A 17,276-nucleotide genomic window follows, 5' to 3' on the forward strand; every position below is an offset into this window, starting at 1 on the left:
CGATGCACAGAGGAGCCCTTTTCCTTGGCAACGCAGCCCTATATTCTCTCGTTTGACGAGGCGAAACGCGACACCCGTGCGCGTCGCCCCGCTTCTGCTGCGCCCGAATCGCGCCCCGTTATCCACACCGTCGACGCCATCCCCTCGTTCGAGTCGCCCTTCCGTCAACCAGGCGAGAGCCGGGGGAGCGCGCGCACGCCGGCGCATGCGCGTTCCGCGAGCGCTTCGCGGCGACCGTCCGCCAGCGTAGTCGACGGTTCGTTCGCCCGCATCTCGACGTTCGACCGTCCTGCCGGCCGCCATGCCGCGCCGCGTCCGTCGTCGAGCGCCCGTCGCTCGTCCGGCCCGTACGGTGCGGGACGCTTCACCTCGTTTGACGAGCGTATCGAGGAGCAGCCCGAAGAGGACGTCGAGGAGCGCCGCCTGACCCGCAAGGAGCAGCGCAAGAAGGCGCGCGCCAAGAGCAAGGCCGAGCGCGCGTTCACCAAGCAGTTCGGCGGCTCGAAGCCCTCCGATGCTTCGCAAGCGGGCCCGCGCGCCGCGGTGTACAAGGGCGAGATGGGCGCGAAGCACCGCCAGGCCGCGCGTATGCAGAACGCGGAAAGCGCGCAGGCTTCGGCGAAGCGCGGCTTCTCGCTGGGCTCGCTCGCGTCGCTCAAGTCGTCTCCGAAGTTCATCGCGAGCGCGGCCGTCGTCGTTTGTCTCGTGCTCTCATGCGCCTTTTTGTATTCGCCCGCGCAGCAGTACTACCATGCGCTGCGAGAACGCGACCAGCTGGCCGCCGAGTACGCGGCGCTCGAGGAGCGCAACGGCGCCCTGGAAAGCGACGTCTCGTCGCTGCAGACCGACGCCGGCATCGAGGATCGCGCGCACGAGCAGTTCGGTTGGGTGAAGAAGGGCGAGGAGACGGCGAACGTGCGCGGCCTCGACCTCGACGAAGAGGAAGCGTCCTCGTTCCGAGCCAACATCACGCCGGGCAGCGTCGAGGCTCCGGAAACGTGGTATTCGCCGTTCCTCGACGCCCTGTTCGGCGTCGAATAGACCGAGGAGAGGGGTCGTCATGAGCGCCATCGCGGAACCCGAGCGCGCCGAAAGCGGATACAAGGCGGGTCGTTACGCGGCCATCGACATCGGCACGGTGACGTGCCGCATGCTCGTGGCCGACGTGGACGAGGCCGGGCGGCTCCACGAGCTCGATCGCGAGTACGCCATCACGAACCTCGGCGAGGGTGTGGACGCCACGGGCATGCTGAAGCCCGAGGCGATGCGGCGCGTGGCCGATACCGTCGCGCGTTTCCTCGACGTGCTGCGCGGGCTCGCCGCGCCGGAGCATCCCGCTATCACGATGAAAGCCATGGCAACGTCGGCAGCGCGCGACGCGCGCAATGCCGACGAGTTCGAGGCGCTGCTGGCGGGCCTGGGCGTCACGCTGTCCGTCATCCCCGGCGAGCGCGAGGCGGCGCTCTCGTTCGCGGGCGCGTCGTGCGACTTTTTGGGAGAGCGGCTGCTCGTCGTGGACATCGGCGGCGGCTCGACCGAGGTCATTGCCGGGCGCGCGGGCGGACGGCCCGATCGCTCGCACTCGTTCAACATCGGATGCCGTCGGGTGACGGAGAAGTTCTTCGTCACCGACCCGCCCAGCGCCGCCGAGCTCGAGCGGGCCCGCGCGTGGGTGGAGGAGGGCATGCGCCCTTACTTCGACGAGCTGCGGGGGGCGGGCTTCGCGCCCGAGCGGCTGGTGGCGGTGGCCGGCACGGCCACCACGGTGGTGTCGATCCACGAGCGCATGGAGGTGTACGACACGTCCCGCGTGCACAAGGCCCGCGTCACGCGGCCTATGCTCGACGACGTGGCCGCCCAGCTGGAAGGCGTGCCGCTTGCCCAGCGCGAGCGCATCGTCGGGCTCGATCCGGGCCGGGCGCCCGTCATCGTGGCGGGCATGGTGATCCTGCAGACGGTGCTCGACCTGGCCGGCGTCGACTCGTTCACGGTGAGCGAGTCGGACATCCTTCACGGCATCATTTTGGATGAAGCGGCGCGCTCAGGCCCCGCCGTCCGATAAAGTTTGCTACCATAGGGCCTGCTCGTTTTCAGCGAGCCCTCGCGCACGGGAGCGTGGCGGAATTGGCATACGCAGCGGACTTAAAATCCGCCGGCTTCGGTCTTGTGGGTTCGAGTCCCACCGCTCCTACCACCTTCTCCATAGCACGCGTTTTCCGCTTCCTACTCCTCGTCGTACGCTTCCAGCACGGCGGGCAGCGACGCGGTCACGACGTTGCCGACGGCCGGCAGCCCGATGAGCACCGCGCTGATCACCTCGTCGCGCGTGGCACCGTGCATCTTCGCCATCTTCACGTGGAACGGCAGGCCGCTATCGAGACGCGCCGCGGCCATGACGGCGAGGTAGGCGAGAGCGGCGGTCTTGTCGTCGAGCGCGCTGGCCGCGCCGAGCGCCTGCACCGCCTCCGACCATGCCTGCTGGTGCTGTGGAGCCTCTTGAGCGAATGCTTGGAATGCGGGGCTGACGTTCATGGACGCCTCCTTTTCGCGCGGGATCTTCGATGCTCCCAGTGTAGCAAGCTAAGCGACACTTGACGCAAAGCGTTGCATACTCTCAACCTGATATGCGGAGAAACCCGGAAAAATAAGCCGCTGGCGCAGCGCACGGAAAGTGCTCGCTTTTCTTTGTGATACCATGTCGAGCGGATCATTCGCCCAGGCCTACAGAGAAAGTGCTATGGAGACAATCAACGAAATCATCGCAGCCGTAGAAGAACCTCCCGAGTCGTTCGAGCAGTACCTGACGTCGTACGCCGACCGCGTGGGCGACCTGGTGAACTCCTTCATCCCGAAGGGCACGCACGCGGACATGGACCGCTACCTGTACCAGCCGCTCACGGCGTACAGCCAGAACGGCGGCAAGCGCCATCGCCCGCTCATCTGCTTCGCGGCCTGTCGCGCCGTGGGCGGCGACATGGCGCGCGCGACCAGCGCCGCGGCTGCCATCGAGCACTTCCATACCGCGGCCCTCATCCACGACGACATCGCCGACGAGGCCGAGCTTCGCCGCGGCGAGCCGTGCATGCACCTCACCGAGGGCATGGGGCTGGCCATCAACGCGGGCGACCTCGCGCTTTCCCTCGTCAACGGCACGGTGGTGTCGGACCAGAGCCTCGACGACGCCACGAAGGTGCGCGTCATCACCGAGCTCATCGACATGACCCGCCGCACCATCGAGGGCCAGGCGCTCGACATCGGATGGGCGCGCGACGGCCGCTACGACATCACGCCCGAGGACTACCTCGTCATGGCCACGCACAAAACCGCGCATTATTCCGGCGCGGTGCCCCTGGCCATCGGCGCCATCATCGGCGGCGGCACCGAGATCGAGATCGAGGCGCTGCGCAACTACGGCCTGGACACCGGACTCGCGTTCCAGATACAGGACGACCTGCTGAACCTCGTCGGTTCGGAGGAGAGCACGCAGAAGGACTTCCGCAACGACATCACCGAGGGCAAGCGCACGCTCATGGTGGTCCACGCGCTGCAGCGCTCCGACGATCGCGATCGCCTGATCGAGATCCTGTCGTCGAAGGAGAAGGACCAGAAGGTGCTCGCCGAGGCCGTCGCCATCATGGAGGCGTCCGGCAGCATCGACTACGCGCGCAACTACGCCGAGAACCTCACGAGCATCGCGAAGAACCGCCTTACCGACATGGTGCGCCCGTCCACGGCCCGCGATTTGCTGGTGAGCATGGCCGACTGGTTCGTCAACCGGTTGAAGTAAGCTTTTCCAGCGGCTTGCCGACCATGTCTATGCCTCTGTTGCTTTGGTGGAAGCGCCGCCCCGTCTGGGGCGGCGCTTCCATCTTGCGCTACCATGACGCTCATGGAAACCATTAAGCGACATGACACCGGTCCCGCGGTCGAAGACGTGCAGCAGCGCCTCGTCACCATCGGGCTGCTCGATCCCGCCGACGTTGACGGCGAGTTCGGCGATACCACGGCCGAGGCCGTGCAGGCGTTCTGCGGCGGCGCGGGCCTGCCCCTCACCGACGAGGTGACCGAGAAGGTGTGGGCGGCGCTCGTCGACGCCTCGTTCACGCTGGGCGACCGTACCCTGTACCTGCGCATGCCGCACTTCCACGGCCATGACGTGCTGGAGCTGCAGCACGCGCTGGGCGCGCTCGGCTTCGCCTGCGGCGCCACCGACGGCATCTTCGGCGCGTTCACCGAGCTTGCGCTGCGCAAGTTCCAGCTCAACCTGGGCCTGCCGTCCGACGGCATCGCCGGCGCCTACACGTACGCCGCCATCCGCAACCTCCACCATTCGTGGGAGGGCAAGGAGGCGGTGCACGGTTCCAGCCACCTCGGGTTCGCCCGCGCCGCCGACGTGCTCGAGCGCAATGCGCTGTGCCTGTTCGGCACGCAGGACTTCACGCGCAGCGTCGCATCGCGCATGTCGAACCTCGCGCTGGCCACGAACCCCGCATCAAAGATCATGAGCGCCGACTCGCTGCTCGTCGCCCCCGACGACTCGATGCTGCTCGTGCACATCGTCCTGCCGGGCGAGCTGACGGTGACCACCGTGCCGCGCGTCAGCTTCGAGGACGAGGAGACGTTGTCGCTGCGTCTGGAAACGGCCATCGGCGTGGCCGATGCCGTCAGTCCGTCGCGCATCGCCGTCGAGCTTCCCGGTACCATGTGGGAGGATGCAGGCGAGGGTCGCTCCGCGCAGCATTTCGCCATCACGCTGCTCGACGCCCTCTGCACCGCGCTGTCGTGAGACGGGGGTGAGACAGAGGGACGGGGTAATCGTCTCATTTTGCGGGCAAAATGAGACGATTACCCCGTCCCTCTGTCTCACCCCCGTCCCTTCGTCTCGCATCCCCTCGTCTCTCCCTCTACACCAACTGGTGTATTCTCATGTCGGTTCGATGACGGATACGCGAATCTTACTGATTTCCGCAGGTGAGGGCTTTATACTGCTGGAAACGACAATCGATTCGAAAGCAGGTTATCATGGCTGACGATATGAAGAGCACCGACACGAACGCCCCGCAGCAGCCCGACGCGGCGCCGCAGCCTCCCGTCACGCCCGAGCCCCCGACCGAGCCGATGCCGCAGCAACAGCCCCCGATGGGCCAGCAGGTTCCGCCCGCGCAGCCCCAGCCGCAACCGCAGCCCCAACAGCCGATGTACGGCGCGCCCCAGCCGCAGCCCCAGGCATTCTACCCGCCTGCGCCGCTCATGCAGCTCACCGGCGGCATGAAGTTCGCCTGGCTCGTGGTGGGCGCCCTCATGGGCATCCCGGGCATCATTATCTCGTGGCTCGTGAACGTCGACAAGATGCCGCAGGTGAAGAGCGACGCGCTCAAGTTCACCGTCATCGGATTCGTCATCAACATCGTGTTCTGGTTCATCATGAGCTTCCTGATCACCGGCGCGATCTCCGCTGCGGTGTACGGGATGATGGGAAGCCTGGACTCGGGTTCCTACGGCTACGGATACCACGGATCCTGGTAATCGACCGGTAAAATCTGTAAATCGCTTCATTATTGAAGAGCCCTCCGGGGCTCTTCCTTTTGCGTGCTAAAGCGAGTGGTACAATGAACGGCGATTTCCAGGAGTTCGCGCGGGGAAGCGCGGGCACCCGAGACCCACCGCACAAAGGAGCACACATGCCACGTCCCATGACCATGGCGGAGAAAATCCTCGCCGCCCATGCGGGGCTCGACGAAGTGGAGCCGGGTCAGCTGATCGAATGCGATCTCGACCTCGTGCTGTCCAACGACGTCACCGCCCCCATCGCCGTCAAAGAATTCCGCAAGATCGGCGTCGAGAAGGTGTTCGATCCTACGAAGATCGCCCTCGTGCCCGACCACTACGTTCCCAACAAGGACATCAAGAGCGCCGAGCAGGCCAAGATCGTGCGCGACTTCGCGCGCGAGCAGGGCATCACCCATTACTACGAGGTGGGCTGCATGGGCGTCGAGCACGCGCTGCTTCCCGAGCAGGGCGTCGTCGGCGCGGGCGACCTCATCATCGGCGCGGACAGCCACACCTGCACGTACGGCGCGCTGGGCGCGTTCGCCACGGGCGTGGGCTCCACCGACGCCGGCGTGGGCTACGCCACCGGCAAGGCGTGGTTCAAGGTGCCCGAGTCGCTGCTGTTCAAGATCGAGGGCGAGCTTGCCCCCGGCGTCACCGGCAAGGACGTCATCCTGCACATCATCGGCATGATCGGCGTGGACGGCGCGCTCTACCAGGCCATGGAGTTCACCGGCAGCGCTATTCGGACCATGGGCATGGACGAGCGCATGAGCATCTCGAACATGGCCATCGAAGCGGGCGGCAAAGCCGGCCTCATCGAGGTCGACGACGTGACGCGCGCCTATATGGACGGCCGCACCGAGCGCCCCTACACCGAGTACCACTCCGACGCCGATGCGACGTACGCGAAGGTGTACGAGATCGACGCCGCCTCCATCGTGCCCACCGTGTCGTTCCCGCACCTGCCGTCGAACACGCGCCCGGCCGCCGAGGCGCGCGACGTCAAGATCGACCAGGCCGTCATCGGCAGCTGCACGAACGGCCGCATCGTCGACATGCGCCAGGCCGCCGACGTGCTGCGCGGCCGCACCGTCCATCCCGACGTGCGCTGCATCGTGATCCCCGCCACGCAGGCCGTGTACCGCCAGTGCATGGAGGAAGGCCTCATGGACGTGTTCCTCGACGCGAACTGCGCCGTGTCCACGCCCACGTGCGGCCCCTGCCTGGGCGGCTACATGGGCATCCTGGCCGCCGGCGAGCGCGCCATCGCCACGACGAACCGCAACTTCGTCGGCCGCATGGGCGACCCCACGAGCGAGGTCTACCTGTCCTCGCCGGCCATCGCCGCGGCGAGCGCGGTGCTCGGCCACATCGGCCTGCCCGAAGACTTGGACTAGGAGGGACTGCGACCATGCAATTCAAAGGAACCGCGCACCGGTACGGGCGCGACATCGATACCGACGTCATCATCCCGGCCCGTTATCTGACCACGTCCGATCCGGCCGAGCTGGCGAAGCACTGCCTCGAGGACCTCGACACTTCGTTCATCGAACGCGTGCAACCCGGCGACATCATCGTGGCCGACGAGAACTTCGGCTGCGGCTCGTCGCGCGAGCACGCGCCCATCGCCATCAAGGCGGCCGGCGTCGACGTGGTCATCGCCAAGAGCTTCGCGCGCATCTTCTACCGCAACTCCATCAACACGGGCCTCGCCATCATGGAATGCCCCGAAGCGGTGGACGCCATCAGCCAGGGCGATGTGGTGAACGTGGACGCCGACGCGGGCGTCATCGTGAACGAGACGACGGGCCAGACCTTCGAGGCCCAGCCGTTCCCCCCGTTCATCCGCGAGATCATCGAAGCCGGCGGCCTGATCAACCGCACGAAAGCGAAGCTTGGCGAGGAGTAGAGCCATGACTAAAACCTACAACATCTGCCTGCTTCCCGGCGACGGCATCGGGCCCGAGATCATCGCCGAGGGCGTCAAGGTGCTGAACGCGGTGGGCGCGAAGTACGATACGGCGTTCTCGTACACCGAGGCGTTGCTGGGCGGATGCGCCATCGACGCGACGGGCGTTGCGCTGCCGGAGGAGACGCTGCGCGTGGCCGAAACGTCCGACGCCGTGCTGCTGGCGGCCGTCGGCGGCCCGAAGTGGGACACCACCGATCCGTCGAAGCCCCGTCCCGAGCAGGGCTTGCTGGGCATCCGCAAGGCGCTGGGCCTGTACACGAACCTGCGTCCCGTGCAGATCTTCGCTGCGCTGGCCGACGCATCTACGCTCAAGCCCGAGATCGTGGACGGCGTGGACATGATGATCGTGCGCGAGCTGACCGGCGGCCTGTACTTCGGCCTGCGCGAGCGCTTCTACGACGAAGAGGGCTGCGGTACGGACGGCGCTTCCGGCCAGCGCGCTTACGACACGCTAGAGTATCGCGAGTACGAGGTCGAGCGCATCGCGCGCCAGGCGTTCGAGGCCGCGCGCAAGCGCCGCAACAAGGTGACCAGCGTCGATAAGGCGAACGTGCTGGAGACGAGCCGCATGTGGCGCGAGATCGTGCACCGCATCGGCGCGGAGGAGTACCCCGACGTGGAGCTCGAGGACCTGCTCGTGGACAACACGGCCATGCAGCTCATCAGCCGCCCCGTCGATTTCGACGTGGTGGTGACCGAGAACATGTTCGGCGACATCCTGTCCGACGAAGCCGCGCAGATCACCGGCTCGTTGGGCATGTTGGCCAGCGCCAGCCTCGGCGACGGCACGGCGCTCTACGAGCCCAGCCACGGCAGCGCGCCCGACATCGCGGGGAAGGGCATCGCGAACCCGCTCGCGCAGATCCTGTCCGTCGAGATGATGCTGCGCTACAGCTTCGACATGGGCGAAGCCGCCGACGACATCCGCCGCGCGGTGACCGCCGTGCTTGACGAGGGCTGGCGCACCGGCGACATCAAGCAGGTCTGCACGCCTGCCGACAAGGTGGTCGGCACCGTCCAGATGGGCGACCTCGTGGTGGCGCACCTGTAGCGCACGTTCCGCGAAGACAAAAAAGAAGCGCCTTCCGTGTGGGAGGCGCTTCTTTTTTGTCTTCGTTACGCAGCCGGTTTCGGCCCCTTCGACACGACGATGACCACCTGGCCGTCCTGCACCGATTGGCTGATCACCGTGCCCTCCGGCACGGTGTCCGAATACTCCTGCACGTAGCCGGCCTCGTAGCCGTTCAGCAGCTCGATTGCCTGGTCGAACGTCTTGCCCACGGTGCTCGGCGCCGAGTTCACGTCCTTGGTTCCGCCGTCGGCATCGTCGTCCTTGTCGTCGGCGTCCTTCTTGGCGTCTTCCACCTTCTTGCCCAGCTTGTTCTTCTGGGCGATGTTGTACGGGTTGTTGTACGGCGGGTCGGCGACGGTGGGGAAGTTCTCGATGGCCTGGCCGTCGGTCGTCCGATCCATGAAGTCCTTCCACAGCGCGTTCGCGGTGAGCGACGTGTCGGTGGGGACGGCACCCGACGGGTCGCCGATCCACGCAGCGCACGACAGGCTGGGCGTGTAGCCCACCAGCCAGTGGTCGGTGAACAGGCTTGCCGTGCCCGTCTTGCCCGCCACGGGCTGCCCGTTGTTCAGCCGGGCGGACGTGGCCGTGCCGTTGCTCTGCGTGAACACCGTTTGCAGCACCTTCGTCGTCGCGGCGGAAACCGCTTCGTCCAGCACGCGCTCGCTCGTGTCGCCCGCCTCGTAGATGACGGTGCCGTCGCGGTCGACGATCTTCGTGATCACCGTGGGGGTGCGCTTGACACCGCCGCTTGCCAGCGTCGCGTAGGAGCTGGCCATCTCCAGCGGGTTGACGTCGGCCACGCCCTCGGTCGCGGTGTACACGGGATCCATGGGCGAGGTCACGCCCAGGCGGCTCGCCATCTCGGTGGTGGACGCCTGGCCGATGCTGTTCGACAGGCGCAGGTAGCCGGTGTTCGACGAGATGGCCGTGGCGCTCTGGATGGACTGGATGCCGTAGTTCGCGCCGCCGAAGTTCTCGAAGTCCTGGGGCGCACCGTCCTGGCCCGCCTTCAGGGGCGACGAGCAATCGACCAGCGTTTGCGGCGAGATGCCCTGCTCGATGGCGGCGGCCAGCGTGAACGCCTTGAACGTGGAGCCGGCCTGACGGCCCGTGCCGCCGTCGCCCGTGGCGATGTTCACCTGGCTCTCGCCTTCGCCCTGGCCGTAGGGCACGCCGCGCGTCATGGCCTTCACCTGGCCGGTCGCCACGTCGATGGCCACGATGGAAGCGTCCAGGTTGTCGGCCATGCTCGCGCGCTGGTCGTCCACCGCCGCCTGCGCCGCATCCTGCATTGCCGGGTCGAGCGACGTGTAGATGGTCAGCCCGCCCTTGAACAGGTCGGCGTATGAGCACCCGTAGGGATTGTTCTCGTCGAACAACAGCGTGCGCACGTAGCTCGTGAAGTAGGGGTACGCGTAAATGCCGTCCGCAGGCGCGTCGGGCGCCGGGTTCAGCCCCAGCTCCTCGGCTTGCGCGTCGTCGTGCTCCTGCTGCGTGATGTCGCCGGCCGTCAGCATGCGGTCGAGCACCACGTTGCGTCGTTCGAGGCAGTCGTCCGGATACGCCTTGGGGTTGAGGTAGGTAGGCGACTGGGGGATGCCCACGAGCGTGGCGGCCTGCGCCAGCGTCAGGTCGAGCGCCGACACCTGGAAGTAGTTCTGCGCGGCCGCCTCGATGCCGTAGCAGCCGTCGCCGTAGTTGATGATGTTGAGGTACTTGACCAGGATATCGTCTTTGCTGAAGCGCTTCTCCAGGTCGATGGCCAGCTGGGCCTCGCGGATCTTGCGCTCGAACGAGATGTCGTTCGCCTCTTCTGAAAGCACGGTGTTGCGCACGAGCTGCTGCGTGATGGTGGACGCGCCCTCAAGGTCGCCCCCGCGCAGGTTGTTGACGAACGCGCGCGCGATGCCGGGGATGTCCACGCCGGTGTGCTCGTAGAAGCGCACGTCCTCGGTGTCCACCGTGCCCTCCAGCACGTACGGGCTGATGTCCTCGTACGCAACCGGGTCGCGCTTCTCCAGCTGGAACTCGGCCAGCAACGTGGTCTCGTCGCCGGCGTACATCACGGACTCGCGGGACGTGTTGGTGAAGTCGGTGTCCTCGATGCTGGGAAGGTCCTTCGTCCAGCCCTCCATGACGCCGACGACGCCCTGAACCCCGGCATAGCCGACGAAGCACAAGGCGGCCACCGTCACGAGGAGGGCCCATTTCACCGCGTGGGTGCGCATTTCGCGCTGTTTTCGCCGAATTTTCATCGTTCGACTATACTACCATAGCGCTGATACCGAATCGTAACGTTCGACCGGAGAACTCCGGAACTCTCTACACCGGATCGCATCCTGTTCCACAGGGTGCGCGACGCACTACTATATATAGGTAAGGAATCACCATGCAGCATGCCATCGAACTGCTCGCGCCGGCCGGCAACGCCGCGGCGCTCCGAGCCGCCGTGCGCGGCGGGGCGGACGCCGTGTACCTGGGCCTCGAATCGTTCAACGCCCGCCGCGGCGCCGACAACTTCACGCTCGAGACGCTGTCCGACGCATGCGCGTACGCGCATCTGCGCGGCGTGCGCGTGTACGTGACGTTCAACACCGCCGTGCTGCCCTCCGAGGTGGCGCGTGCGCTCGAGACGGTGCGCCAGGCGTACCGTGCCGGCGCCGATGCGTTTATCGTGCAGGACATCGGCATCGCATCCGAGATCGCGCGCACGCTCCCCAAGACGCGACTGCATATATCCACGCAGATGAACACGCACAACGCCGCCGGTATCGAGGCGGCGGCGAAGCTGGGCGCGCAGCGCGTGACGCTCGCCCGCGAGCTGTCCATCCCCGAGATCGCGCACCTTGCGAAGGTCGCGGACGGGTTCGACATGGAGGTGGAGTCGTTCGCCCACGGCGCGCTGTGCGTATGCTACTCGGGGCAGTGCTTCATGTCGTCGCTCATCGGCGGCCGCTCGGCGAACCGCGGGCTGTGCGCCCAGGCGTGCCGCCTGCCCTACACGCTGCACAACATGGCGCTGCGCAAGAACCTTCCGGCCCCCGGCGAGCACCTGCTGTCTCCCCAGGATCTGTGTACCATCGACCTGCTTCCGCAGCTCGTTGACGCGGGCGTGACCTCGTTCAAGATCGAGGGCCGCATGAAGTCTCCCGAGTACGTGTTCGCCGTCACGCAGACGTACCGCGCCGTGCTCGACCGCACGCTTGCCGAACGCGCCGCGGCAAGCGGCAAGGCCGTGCGGGCCACCGACGGCGAGCATGCCACGCTGGCCGAGGCGTTCTCGCGCGGCTTCACCACGGCTTACCTGGAAAACCAGCGCGGCAACGACATCATGAGCTACGGCCGTCCGAACAATCGCGGCGTGTTCGTGGGACGCGTGCTGTCGGCGAAGAACGGCATCGCCACCGTCGCGGCCGAGCGCCCGCTCGCGGTCGACGACGTGCTGGAATTCTGGACGAACAAAGGACACTTCGCCTATACGCTCGACCAGGTGTCGCTCGATGCGCAGGGCAACGTGCGCGTGTCGCCCGACCGGCCGGTGGGGAAGGGCGACCGCGTGTTCCGCGTGCGCAGCGCCGAGGCGGCGTTCGAAGACGATCTGTTCGAGCCGCGCGTGGCGGTGACGGGTCGCGCCGTGCTGCGCATCGGCCAGCCGCTGCGCGTGGAGTTCTCGCTGGCGCCGAGCGCCGCCTACAGCGAAGCGGCCGCGACGGTGGTCGGCTCGGCCGAGGGCGATGCGGTGGAGGCTGCGCGCACGAAGCCGGTGGCCGCCGACGACGTGCGGGCGCATATCGACCGCCTGGGTCAGACCCCGTTCGAGCTCGTGTCGCTCGACGTGGAGCTCGACGAGGGCGTGGGCATCGGCTTCTCGCAGCTGCATCGCGTGCGCGCCGCTGCGCTCGACGACCTCTCGGAACGGCTGCTCGCGCCCATGCGCGACCGTGCGCTGCTGCGCGTGCGGGAGCGCACGGCTCCCGCGCCCGCGCGCCCGCGCGGCGTGCGCATCGCGGCCTGGGCCACGAACCCCGCGTGCGCCCGTGCGGCGAAGCGCGCCGGCGCCGACATCATCTACGTGCCGGCGCTCAACTACAAGCGCGGCGAGGCCGTGGTGGCCGGCCAGCGCTCCTCGACCGCCGAGCAGGCCGGCTATCCGAAGCAGGCCGTCGTCGCCCTGCCCACTGTCGAGCACGATCAGGTTCCGGGCACGCGCGAGGCGGCCCTCGACTTCGATCCCTGGCGCTACGTCAAGCCGGGCAAGCCGGTCGTCGCCGAGAACCTGGCCGGGCTCGTGCGCGCGGCCGAATTCGGTGCCGAGGTGGAGGTGGGCCCGCACGTGCCCATCACGAACCCGCTGTCGCTGGCCGCCGCCGCCGAGTTGGGCGCGCGGCGCGTGTGGCTGTCGCCCGAACTCACGTTGGGGCAGATCGCCGACATCGCCGAGGATGCGCCGGTCGAGCTCGGCCTCACCATCATCGGCGCCCAGGAGCTCATGGTCACGGAACACTGCCTGCTCATGAGCCAGGGCCCCTGCGACGAGAACTGCGACGCGTGCCCGCGGCGCAAGAGCCCGCACTACCTGCGCGACCGCAAGGAGTACGAGTTCCCGGTCATCACCGATGCCATGGGCCGCAGCCACCTGTTCAACGGCGTGCAGCTCGACGTGGCGCAGACGCTGCCCGATCTCATCCACGCCGGTGTGACGTCGTTCATGGTGGACACGACGCTCATGAACGTCGAGGAGACGACGAAGGCCGTGCAGCGCGCCGTCCGCGCGCGCAACGTGGCCCACGCCGACGGCAACGCCATCGCCAAAACCCCCGGCACCACCAGCGGCCACCTGTTCAGGGGAGTCTCCTAACCTCCCATGCGCCCGCGTCGAGCCTCTGGAACCAACCCACCTCGCGCGGGCGCAACCAATGCCCCCTCTTCGCATCCCTCGCAGCCTCCCGCGCCCCTTCCTTGCCCCCTATGATAGAATCATGAGCTACGTGTATATATAGAAAGAGGAGATCATGCTTTCCGCGGAAGAACAACTGCACACCATCGCTTCCGGCGCGGCGCAGATCGTGCCGGAGAGCGCGCTGCTCGAGAAGCTCAAGCGGGGCAAGCCGCTCAACATCAAGCTGGGCGTCGATCCCACGGCTCCCGACATCCACCTCGGGCACGCCGTGCCGCTGCGCAAGCTGCGTCAGTTCCAGGACCTCGGTCACGGCGTCACGCTCATCATCGGCGACGGCACCGCGCTCATCGGCGATCCGTCGGGCCGCAACTCCACGCGCCCGCAGCTCACGTCCGAGCAGATCAAGGCGAACGCTCAGACCTACGTCGACCAGGCGTTTAAAATCCTCGATCCCGAGAAGACCACGCTGCGCTACAACTCCGAGTGGCTGCTCGCCCTCGACATGGAGGGCCTGCTGAAGCTGGCCAGCAACTTCACGGTGGCCCGCATCCTCGAGCGCGACGACTTCCACAACCGCTACACGTCGAACCAGTCCATCAGCCTGCACGAATTCCTCTATCCGCTCATGCAGGCCTACGACTCGGTCGTCATCGAGGCCGACGTCGAGTTGGGCGGCACCGATCAGCTGTTCAACCTGCTCGCAGGCCGCGAGCTCATGGAGAAGATGGGCATGGAGCCGCAGGTGTGCCTCACGCTTCCCCTGCTCGAAGGCACCGACGGCGTGCAGAAGATGTCCAAGAGCTACGGCAACTACATCGGCCTCACCGACGAGCCCGCCGACATATTCGGCAAGGTCATGTCCATTCCCGACGAGCTGATGGTGAAGTACTACCGTCTCGCCTCCGCGCTGCCGGTCGATCAGATCGACGAAATCGAGCGCGGCTTGGCCGCCGACGAGCTGCATCCCAACAAGGTGAAGCGCGCGTTAGCGCAGAACATCGTGGCGGCGTACTACGACGAGGCGGCGGCGCAGGCGGCCGAGGAGCAGTTCGACCTCGTGTTCAAGCAGCACGCCGTGCCCGACGACATTCCCGAGTTCGCGGCCGACCTGACGCCCAACGACGACGGCACCGTCTATCTGGCGAAGCTGCTGGCCGATGCCGGCATGGCTGCGAGCGCCGGCGAGGCGCGCCGTCTCATCGACGGCGGCGGCGTCAAGGTGAACGGCGAGGCGCTTCCGGCGAAGTCCTACAACGTCGATCCCTCGATGCTGGCCGGGGCCACCTTGCAGGTGGGCAAGCGCAAATTCGTGAAACTGGTCTAATCGGCAACCGGGCAGGCGATCTTCGGGTCGCCTGCCTCGTTTCGGAAAACTTTTTCAAAATGCTTGCAAGGATTCCCGCCCCTCGTTCGTTTTGTAGATGAAGGACGAAAACGAACGACATCAGGAGGACTGAACGAAATGAAGAAGAACGTGATCGCAATCGTGGCTGCCATAGCGCTGGTTGTCCTGGCCGTGCCCACCATCGCATTCGCCAACGGCATGCAGCAGACGTGGTGTCCCGCCGACGGCTCCGGCTCGCTGGCGCATCATGCGATGCGCGCGGCAGGCGACAGCGATGCCGCCGCTACGGTCGGCGCGGCGATCGCCACCGTGCGCGGCGAGTACGTCGATCGCAACAGCGACGGCGTCTGCGACAACTACGGTTCGGGCCAAGGAGGTTGCGCAGGCTACGTCGATGCCGACGGCGATGGCGTGTGCGACAATTGCGCGGCGAACCAGGGTGCCTGCCCGGGCTACGTCGACGCCGACAACGACGGCATCTGCGATCAGTACGGCGCGGGGGCGCACCATGGCTGCGGCAACGGCTGCGCTTACGTCGACGCCGACAACGACGGCGTGTGCGACAACTACGGCTCCGGCAACGGTTCCGGCTACGTCGACGCTGATAACGACGGCGTCTGCGACAACTACGGTTCCGGCAACGGGTACGGTCGCGGCAGCGGCAACGGCAACGGCCACCACGGCTGCATGCGTCGCTAGCGGCGACGATCACCGAACGTGCGATCGGCGGGGGACATCGAAGGGGCGATGGAGCGGCACGGAGACACCGTGTGGCGCGTCTGCGTGCTGTACTTCCGCGCTCATACCGATGCCCAGGATGCTTTTCAGGACGCATTCCTGAAGTACGCGCTTGCCGATCACGTGGCATTCAACGACGACGAGCACTGCAAAGCGTGGCTCATCCGCGTGACTGCCAATATATGCAAGGACATGCTGAAGGCCGCAGGCCGCCGCGTGGCGTCGCTCGAAACGACAACCGATGCGGCCTGCGCAGCATCGAACGACCCGGCCACGCAGCCGGCTTCGTTCTCCAGCGAGGTGGTGGACGCCATGCGCTCCCTCGATGATCCGCCTCGCACGCCCCTGTACCTTTCCCTGTACGAGGGGTACACCGCTCCCGAGATCGCGCAGATGGTGGATGCTCCCGTCAACACGGTGTATTCGTGGCTTGCGCGCGGCAAGAAGCAGTTGCAGGAGGTGCTGTCATGACCGATCTCGAAACACGCGTGCGCCAGGCGTTCGACGACGTGACCGTTCCCGACGACGTGAAGCACCGCGCCCTTACTTATATAGCAGGCATCGCCGAGACGTCCGGTGCCCCGGCAGCGGCGGCCCCCGTCCCGGCTTCCGCCCGCACGCGCAAGCGCACCCGTGCACGCATCGTTCCCCTGCGCCGCGCCGCGGTGGCGCTCGCCGCCTGCCTTGCGTTGGCGTTCGTAGGGTTCGGCGGCTTCGCGTACGCGCAACCCACTACGTATGTAGGCATCGACGTGAATCCGTCCATCGAGCTCGGCGTGAACCGATTCGGCATCGTCGTGCAAGCCGAAGCGCTCAACGGCGACGGGGAAGCGCTGCTCGAAGCCGTATCGCTCGCGGGGCGCGGATACGCCGACGCCCTGAGCGCCCTTACGCAAAGCGACGCGTTCTCGCCGTACGCGCAAGAGGATTCGTACGTGGAGATAAGCGTCACTTCCGATGACGCTCGTCAGGCGGAAGCTATTCGTCAGCAGAGTGACGCGTGCTTGAGCGCGCTACCTTGCCGAGGTTCGTGCCACGCCGTCGACGAAGGCACGCGCGAAGCCGCCGCCTCTGCCGGCATGGGCGTCGGCCGCTACCGCGCCGCCCTTGAGCTCATTGAGCTCGATCCCAGCGTGACGCTTGAGGAATGCGCGGGCCTTTCCATGCACGAACTGCGCGATCGCATCGCGGCGCTCTCTCCCGAAGAAGGCGATACCGCAGGTTCCGGTAACGGGCAGCATCGCCATGGCGGCGGCGGTGGCGGCGGCGGACAGCACGGCAAAGGAAACCGATAAACTGATCGTATGTGTGGCACTCGTGGAGAGTGCCACATCGCTTTTCAAGCATAATTGCCCTCCACCTGATGTTTTGCATCATCCTTAGGAAAAAGTTCGATATTTTGCAAAATTACCCATTGCCTTACGCACACCTTACAGGTAATATACAAAACCCGCGTTTGAGGAAAGCGCGGAACGGATCTTCCCCGGAGCACCAAGGAGATGAACATTCTCCGAACGAGCTTCAAAGAATTTTGAAAAAAGTTCTTGACAGGGTAGAAACGATAGAGTAAAGTATTTCCTCACGCGCTTGAAACACAAAAAGCGCAGCGGGGTCCGAAAGGATACCGCAGAACCTTGAAAACCGGATACTGAGTAGCGAAAGAAGAACAAGCCAAGCAAACGATTCTTGCGAA

Annotated in this window: 15 protein-coding genes and 1 tRNA gene; 14 read left to right on the forward strand and 2 right to left on the reverse strand. The window is 66.2% G+C overall.

Annotated features, from left to right (window positions below):
* The first annotated feature begins 24 nt into the window (after positions 1-24).
* From C1A15_RS05420 to C1A15_RS05430, 3 genes are all read left to right on the forward strand, one after another.
* Positions 25-1,041 (forward strand): FtsB family cell division protein, encoded by a 1,017-nt coding sequence (locus C1A15_RS05420; RefSeq protein WP_180953002.1) that lies wholly within the window; start codon positions 25-27, stop codon positions 1,039-1,041.
* Between the two features lie 19 nt (positions 1,042-1,060).
* Positions 1,061-2,062, forward strand: coding sequence for a Ppx/GppA phosphatase family protein (locus tag C1A15_RS05425; protein ID WP_101721607.1), 1,002 nt, complete (start codon positions 1,061-1,063; stop codon positions 2,060-2,062).
* 47 nt (positions 2,063-2,109) lie between these two features.
* A tRNA-Leu gene (locus tag C1A15_RS05430) sits at positions 2,110-2,194 on the forward strand.
* Between the two features lie 29 nt (positions 2,195-2,223).
* Here C1A15_RS05430 and C1A15_RS05435 read toward each other — a convergent pair.
* Positions 2,224-2,532, reverse strand: coding sequence for a carboxymuconolactone decarboxylase family protein (locus C1A15_RS05435; protein WP_015760044.1), 309 nt, complete (start codon positions 2,530-2,532; stop codon positions 2,224-2,226).
* A gap of 205 nt (positions 2,533-2,737) precedes the next feature.
* Here C1A15_RS05435 and C1A15_RS05440 point away from each other — a divergent pair, with 205 nt between their 5' ends.
* The 6 genes from C1A15_RS05440 (at position 2,738) to leuB (ending at position 8,576) form a co-directional block, all read left to right on the forward strand.
* Positions 2,738-3,787 carry a polyprenyl synthetase family protein gene (locus C1A15_RS05440; protein WP_101721608.1) on the forward strand — a complete coding sequence of 350 codons (1,050 nt, stop codon included), beginning with the start codon at positions 2,738-2,740 and terminating at the stop codon, positions 3,785-3,787.
* 93 nt (positions 3,788-3,880) lie between these two features.
* A complete protein-coding gene (locus C1A15_RS05445; RefSeq protein WP_101721609.1) occupies positions 3,881-4,786 on the forward strand; it encodes a peptidoglycan-binding domain-containing protein in 906 nt (301 codons plus the stop codon).
* A gap of 236 nt (positions 4,787-5,022) precedes the next feature.
* On the forward strand, positions 5,023-5,526 hold the full coding sequence (locus tag C1A15_RS05450; protein WP_101721610.1) for a spore coat protein SP96: 504 nt from the start codon (positions 5,023-5,025) through the stop codon (positions 5,524-5,526).
* A gap of 155 nt (positions 5,527-5,681) precedes the next feature.
* Positions 5,682-6,950 (forward strand): 3-isopropylmalate dehydratase large subunit, encoded by a 1,269-nt coding sequence (leuC, locus tag C1A15_RS05455; RefSeq protein ID WP_101721611.1) that lies wholly within the window; start codon positions 5,682-5,684, stop codon positions 6,948-6,950.
* Between the two features lie 14 nt (positions 6,951-6,964).
* Positions 6,965-7,462 carry a 3-isopropylmalate dehydratase small subunit gene (locus C1A15_RS05460; protein ID WP_101721612.1) on the forward strand — a complete coding sequence of 166 codons (498 nt, stop codon included), beginning with the start codon at positions 6,965-6,967 and terminating at the stop codon, positions 7,460-7,462.
* Between the two features lie 4 nt (positions 7,463-7,466).
* Positions 7,467-8,576, forward strand: a complete 1,110-nt coding sequence (gene leuB / locus C1A15_RS05465) for a 3-isopropylmalate dehydrogenase (protein WP_101721613.1) — start codon at positions 7,467-7,469, stop codon at positions 8,574-8,576.
* 65 nt (positions 8,577-8,641) lie between these two features.
* Here leuB and C1A15_RS05470 read toward each other — a convergent pair whose 3' ends face one another.
* Positions 8,642-10,828, reverse strand: a complete 2,187-nt coding sequence (locus tag C1A15_RS05470) for a transglycosylase domain-containing protein (RefSeq protein WP_101721614.1) — start codon at positions 10,826-10,828, stop codon at positions 8,642-8,644.
* 161 nt (positions 10,829-10,989) lie between these two features.
* Here C1A15_RS05470 and C1A15_RS05475 point away from each other — a divergent pair, with 161 nt between their 5' ends.
* The 5 genes from C1A15_RS05475 to C1A15_RS05495 all read left to right on the forward strand — a co-directional run bounded on the left by C1A15_RS05475 (position 10,990) and on the right by C1A15_RS05495 (position 16,878).
* The gene (locus C1A15_RS05475) at positions 10,990-13,458 is read left to right on the forward strand and encodes a U32 family peptidase (RefSeq protein ID WP_101721615.1); all 2,469 of its coding nucleotides are present in this window, start codon (positions 10,990-10,992) and stop codon (positions 13,456-13,458) included.
* A gap of 154 nt (positions 13,459-13,612) precedes the next feature.
* Positions 13,613-14,824 carry a tyrosine--tRNA ligase gene (gene tyrS, locus C1A15_RS05480; protein ID WP_101721616.1) on the forward strand — a complete coding sequence of 404 codons (1,212 nt, stop codon included), beginning with the start codon at positions 13,613-13,615 and terminating at the stop codon, positions 14,822-14,824.
* 138 nt (positions 14,825-14,962) lie between these two features.
* Positions 14,963-15,544, forward strand: coding sequence for a hypothetical protein (locus C1A15_RS05485; RefSeq protein WP_101721617.1), 582 nt, complete (start codon positions 14,963-14,965; stop codon positions 15,542-15,544).
* Positions 15,545-15,592: 48 nt separating this feature from the next.
* Positions 15,593-16,054 (forward strand): RNA polymerase sigma factor, encoded by a 462-nt coding sequence (locus C1A15_RS05490; protein WP_101721618.1) that lies wholly within the window; start codon positions 15,593-15,595, stop codon positions 16,052-16,054.
* Entirely contained in the window at positions 16,051-16,878 is an 828-nt protein-coding gene (locus tag C1A15_RS05495) for an anti-sigma-I factor RsgI family protein (protein ID WP_101721619.1), read from the forward strand. Before C1A15_RS05490 ends, C1A15_RS05495 begins: the two co-directional genes overlap by 4 nt.
* Positions 16,879-17,276 lie beyond the last annotated feature (398 nt).

The sequence above is a fragment of the Eggerthella timonensis genome, assembly GCF_900184265.1.
Taxonomy (GTDB): domain Bacteria; phylum Actinomycetota; class Coriobacteriia; order Coriobacteriales; family Eggerthellaceae; genus Eggerthella; species Eggerthella timonensis.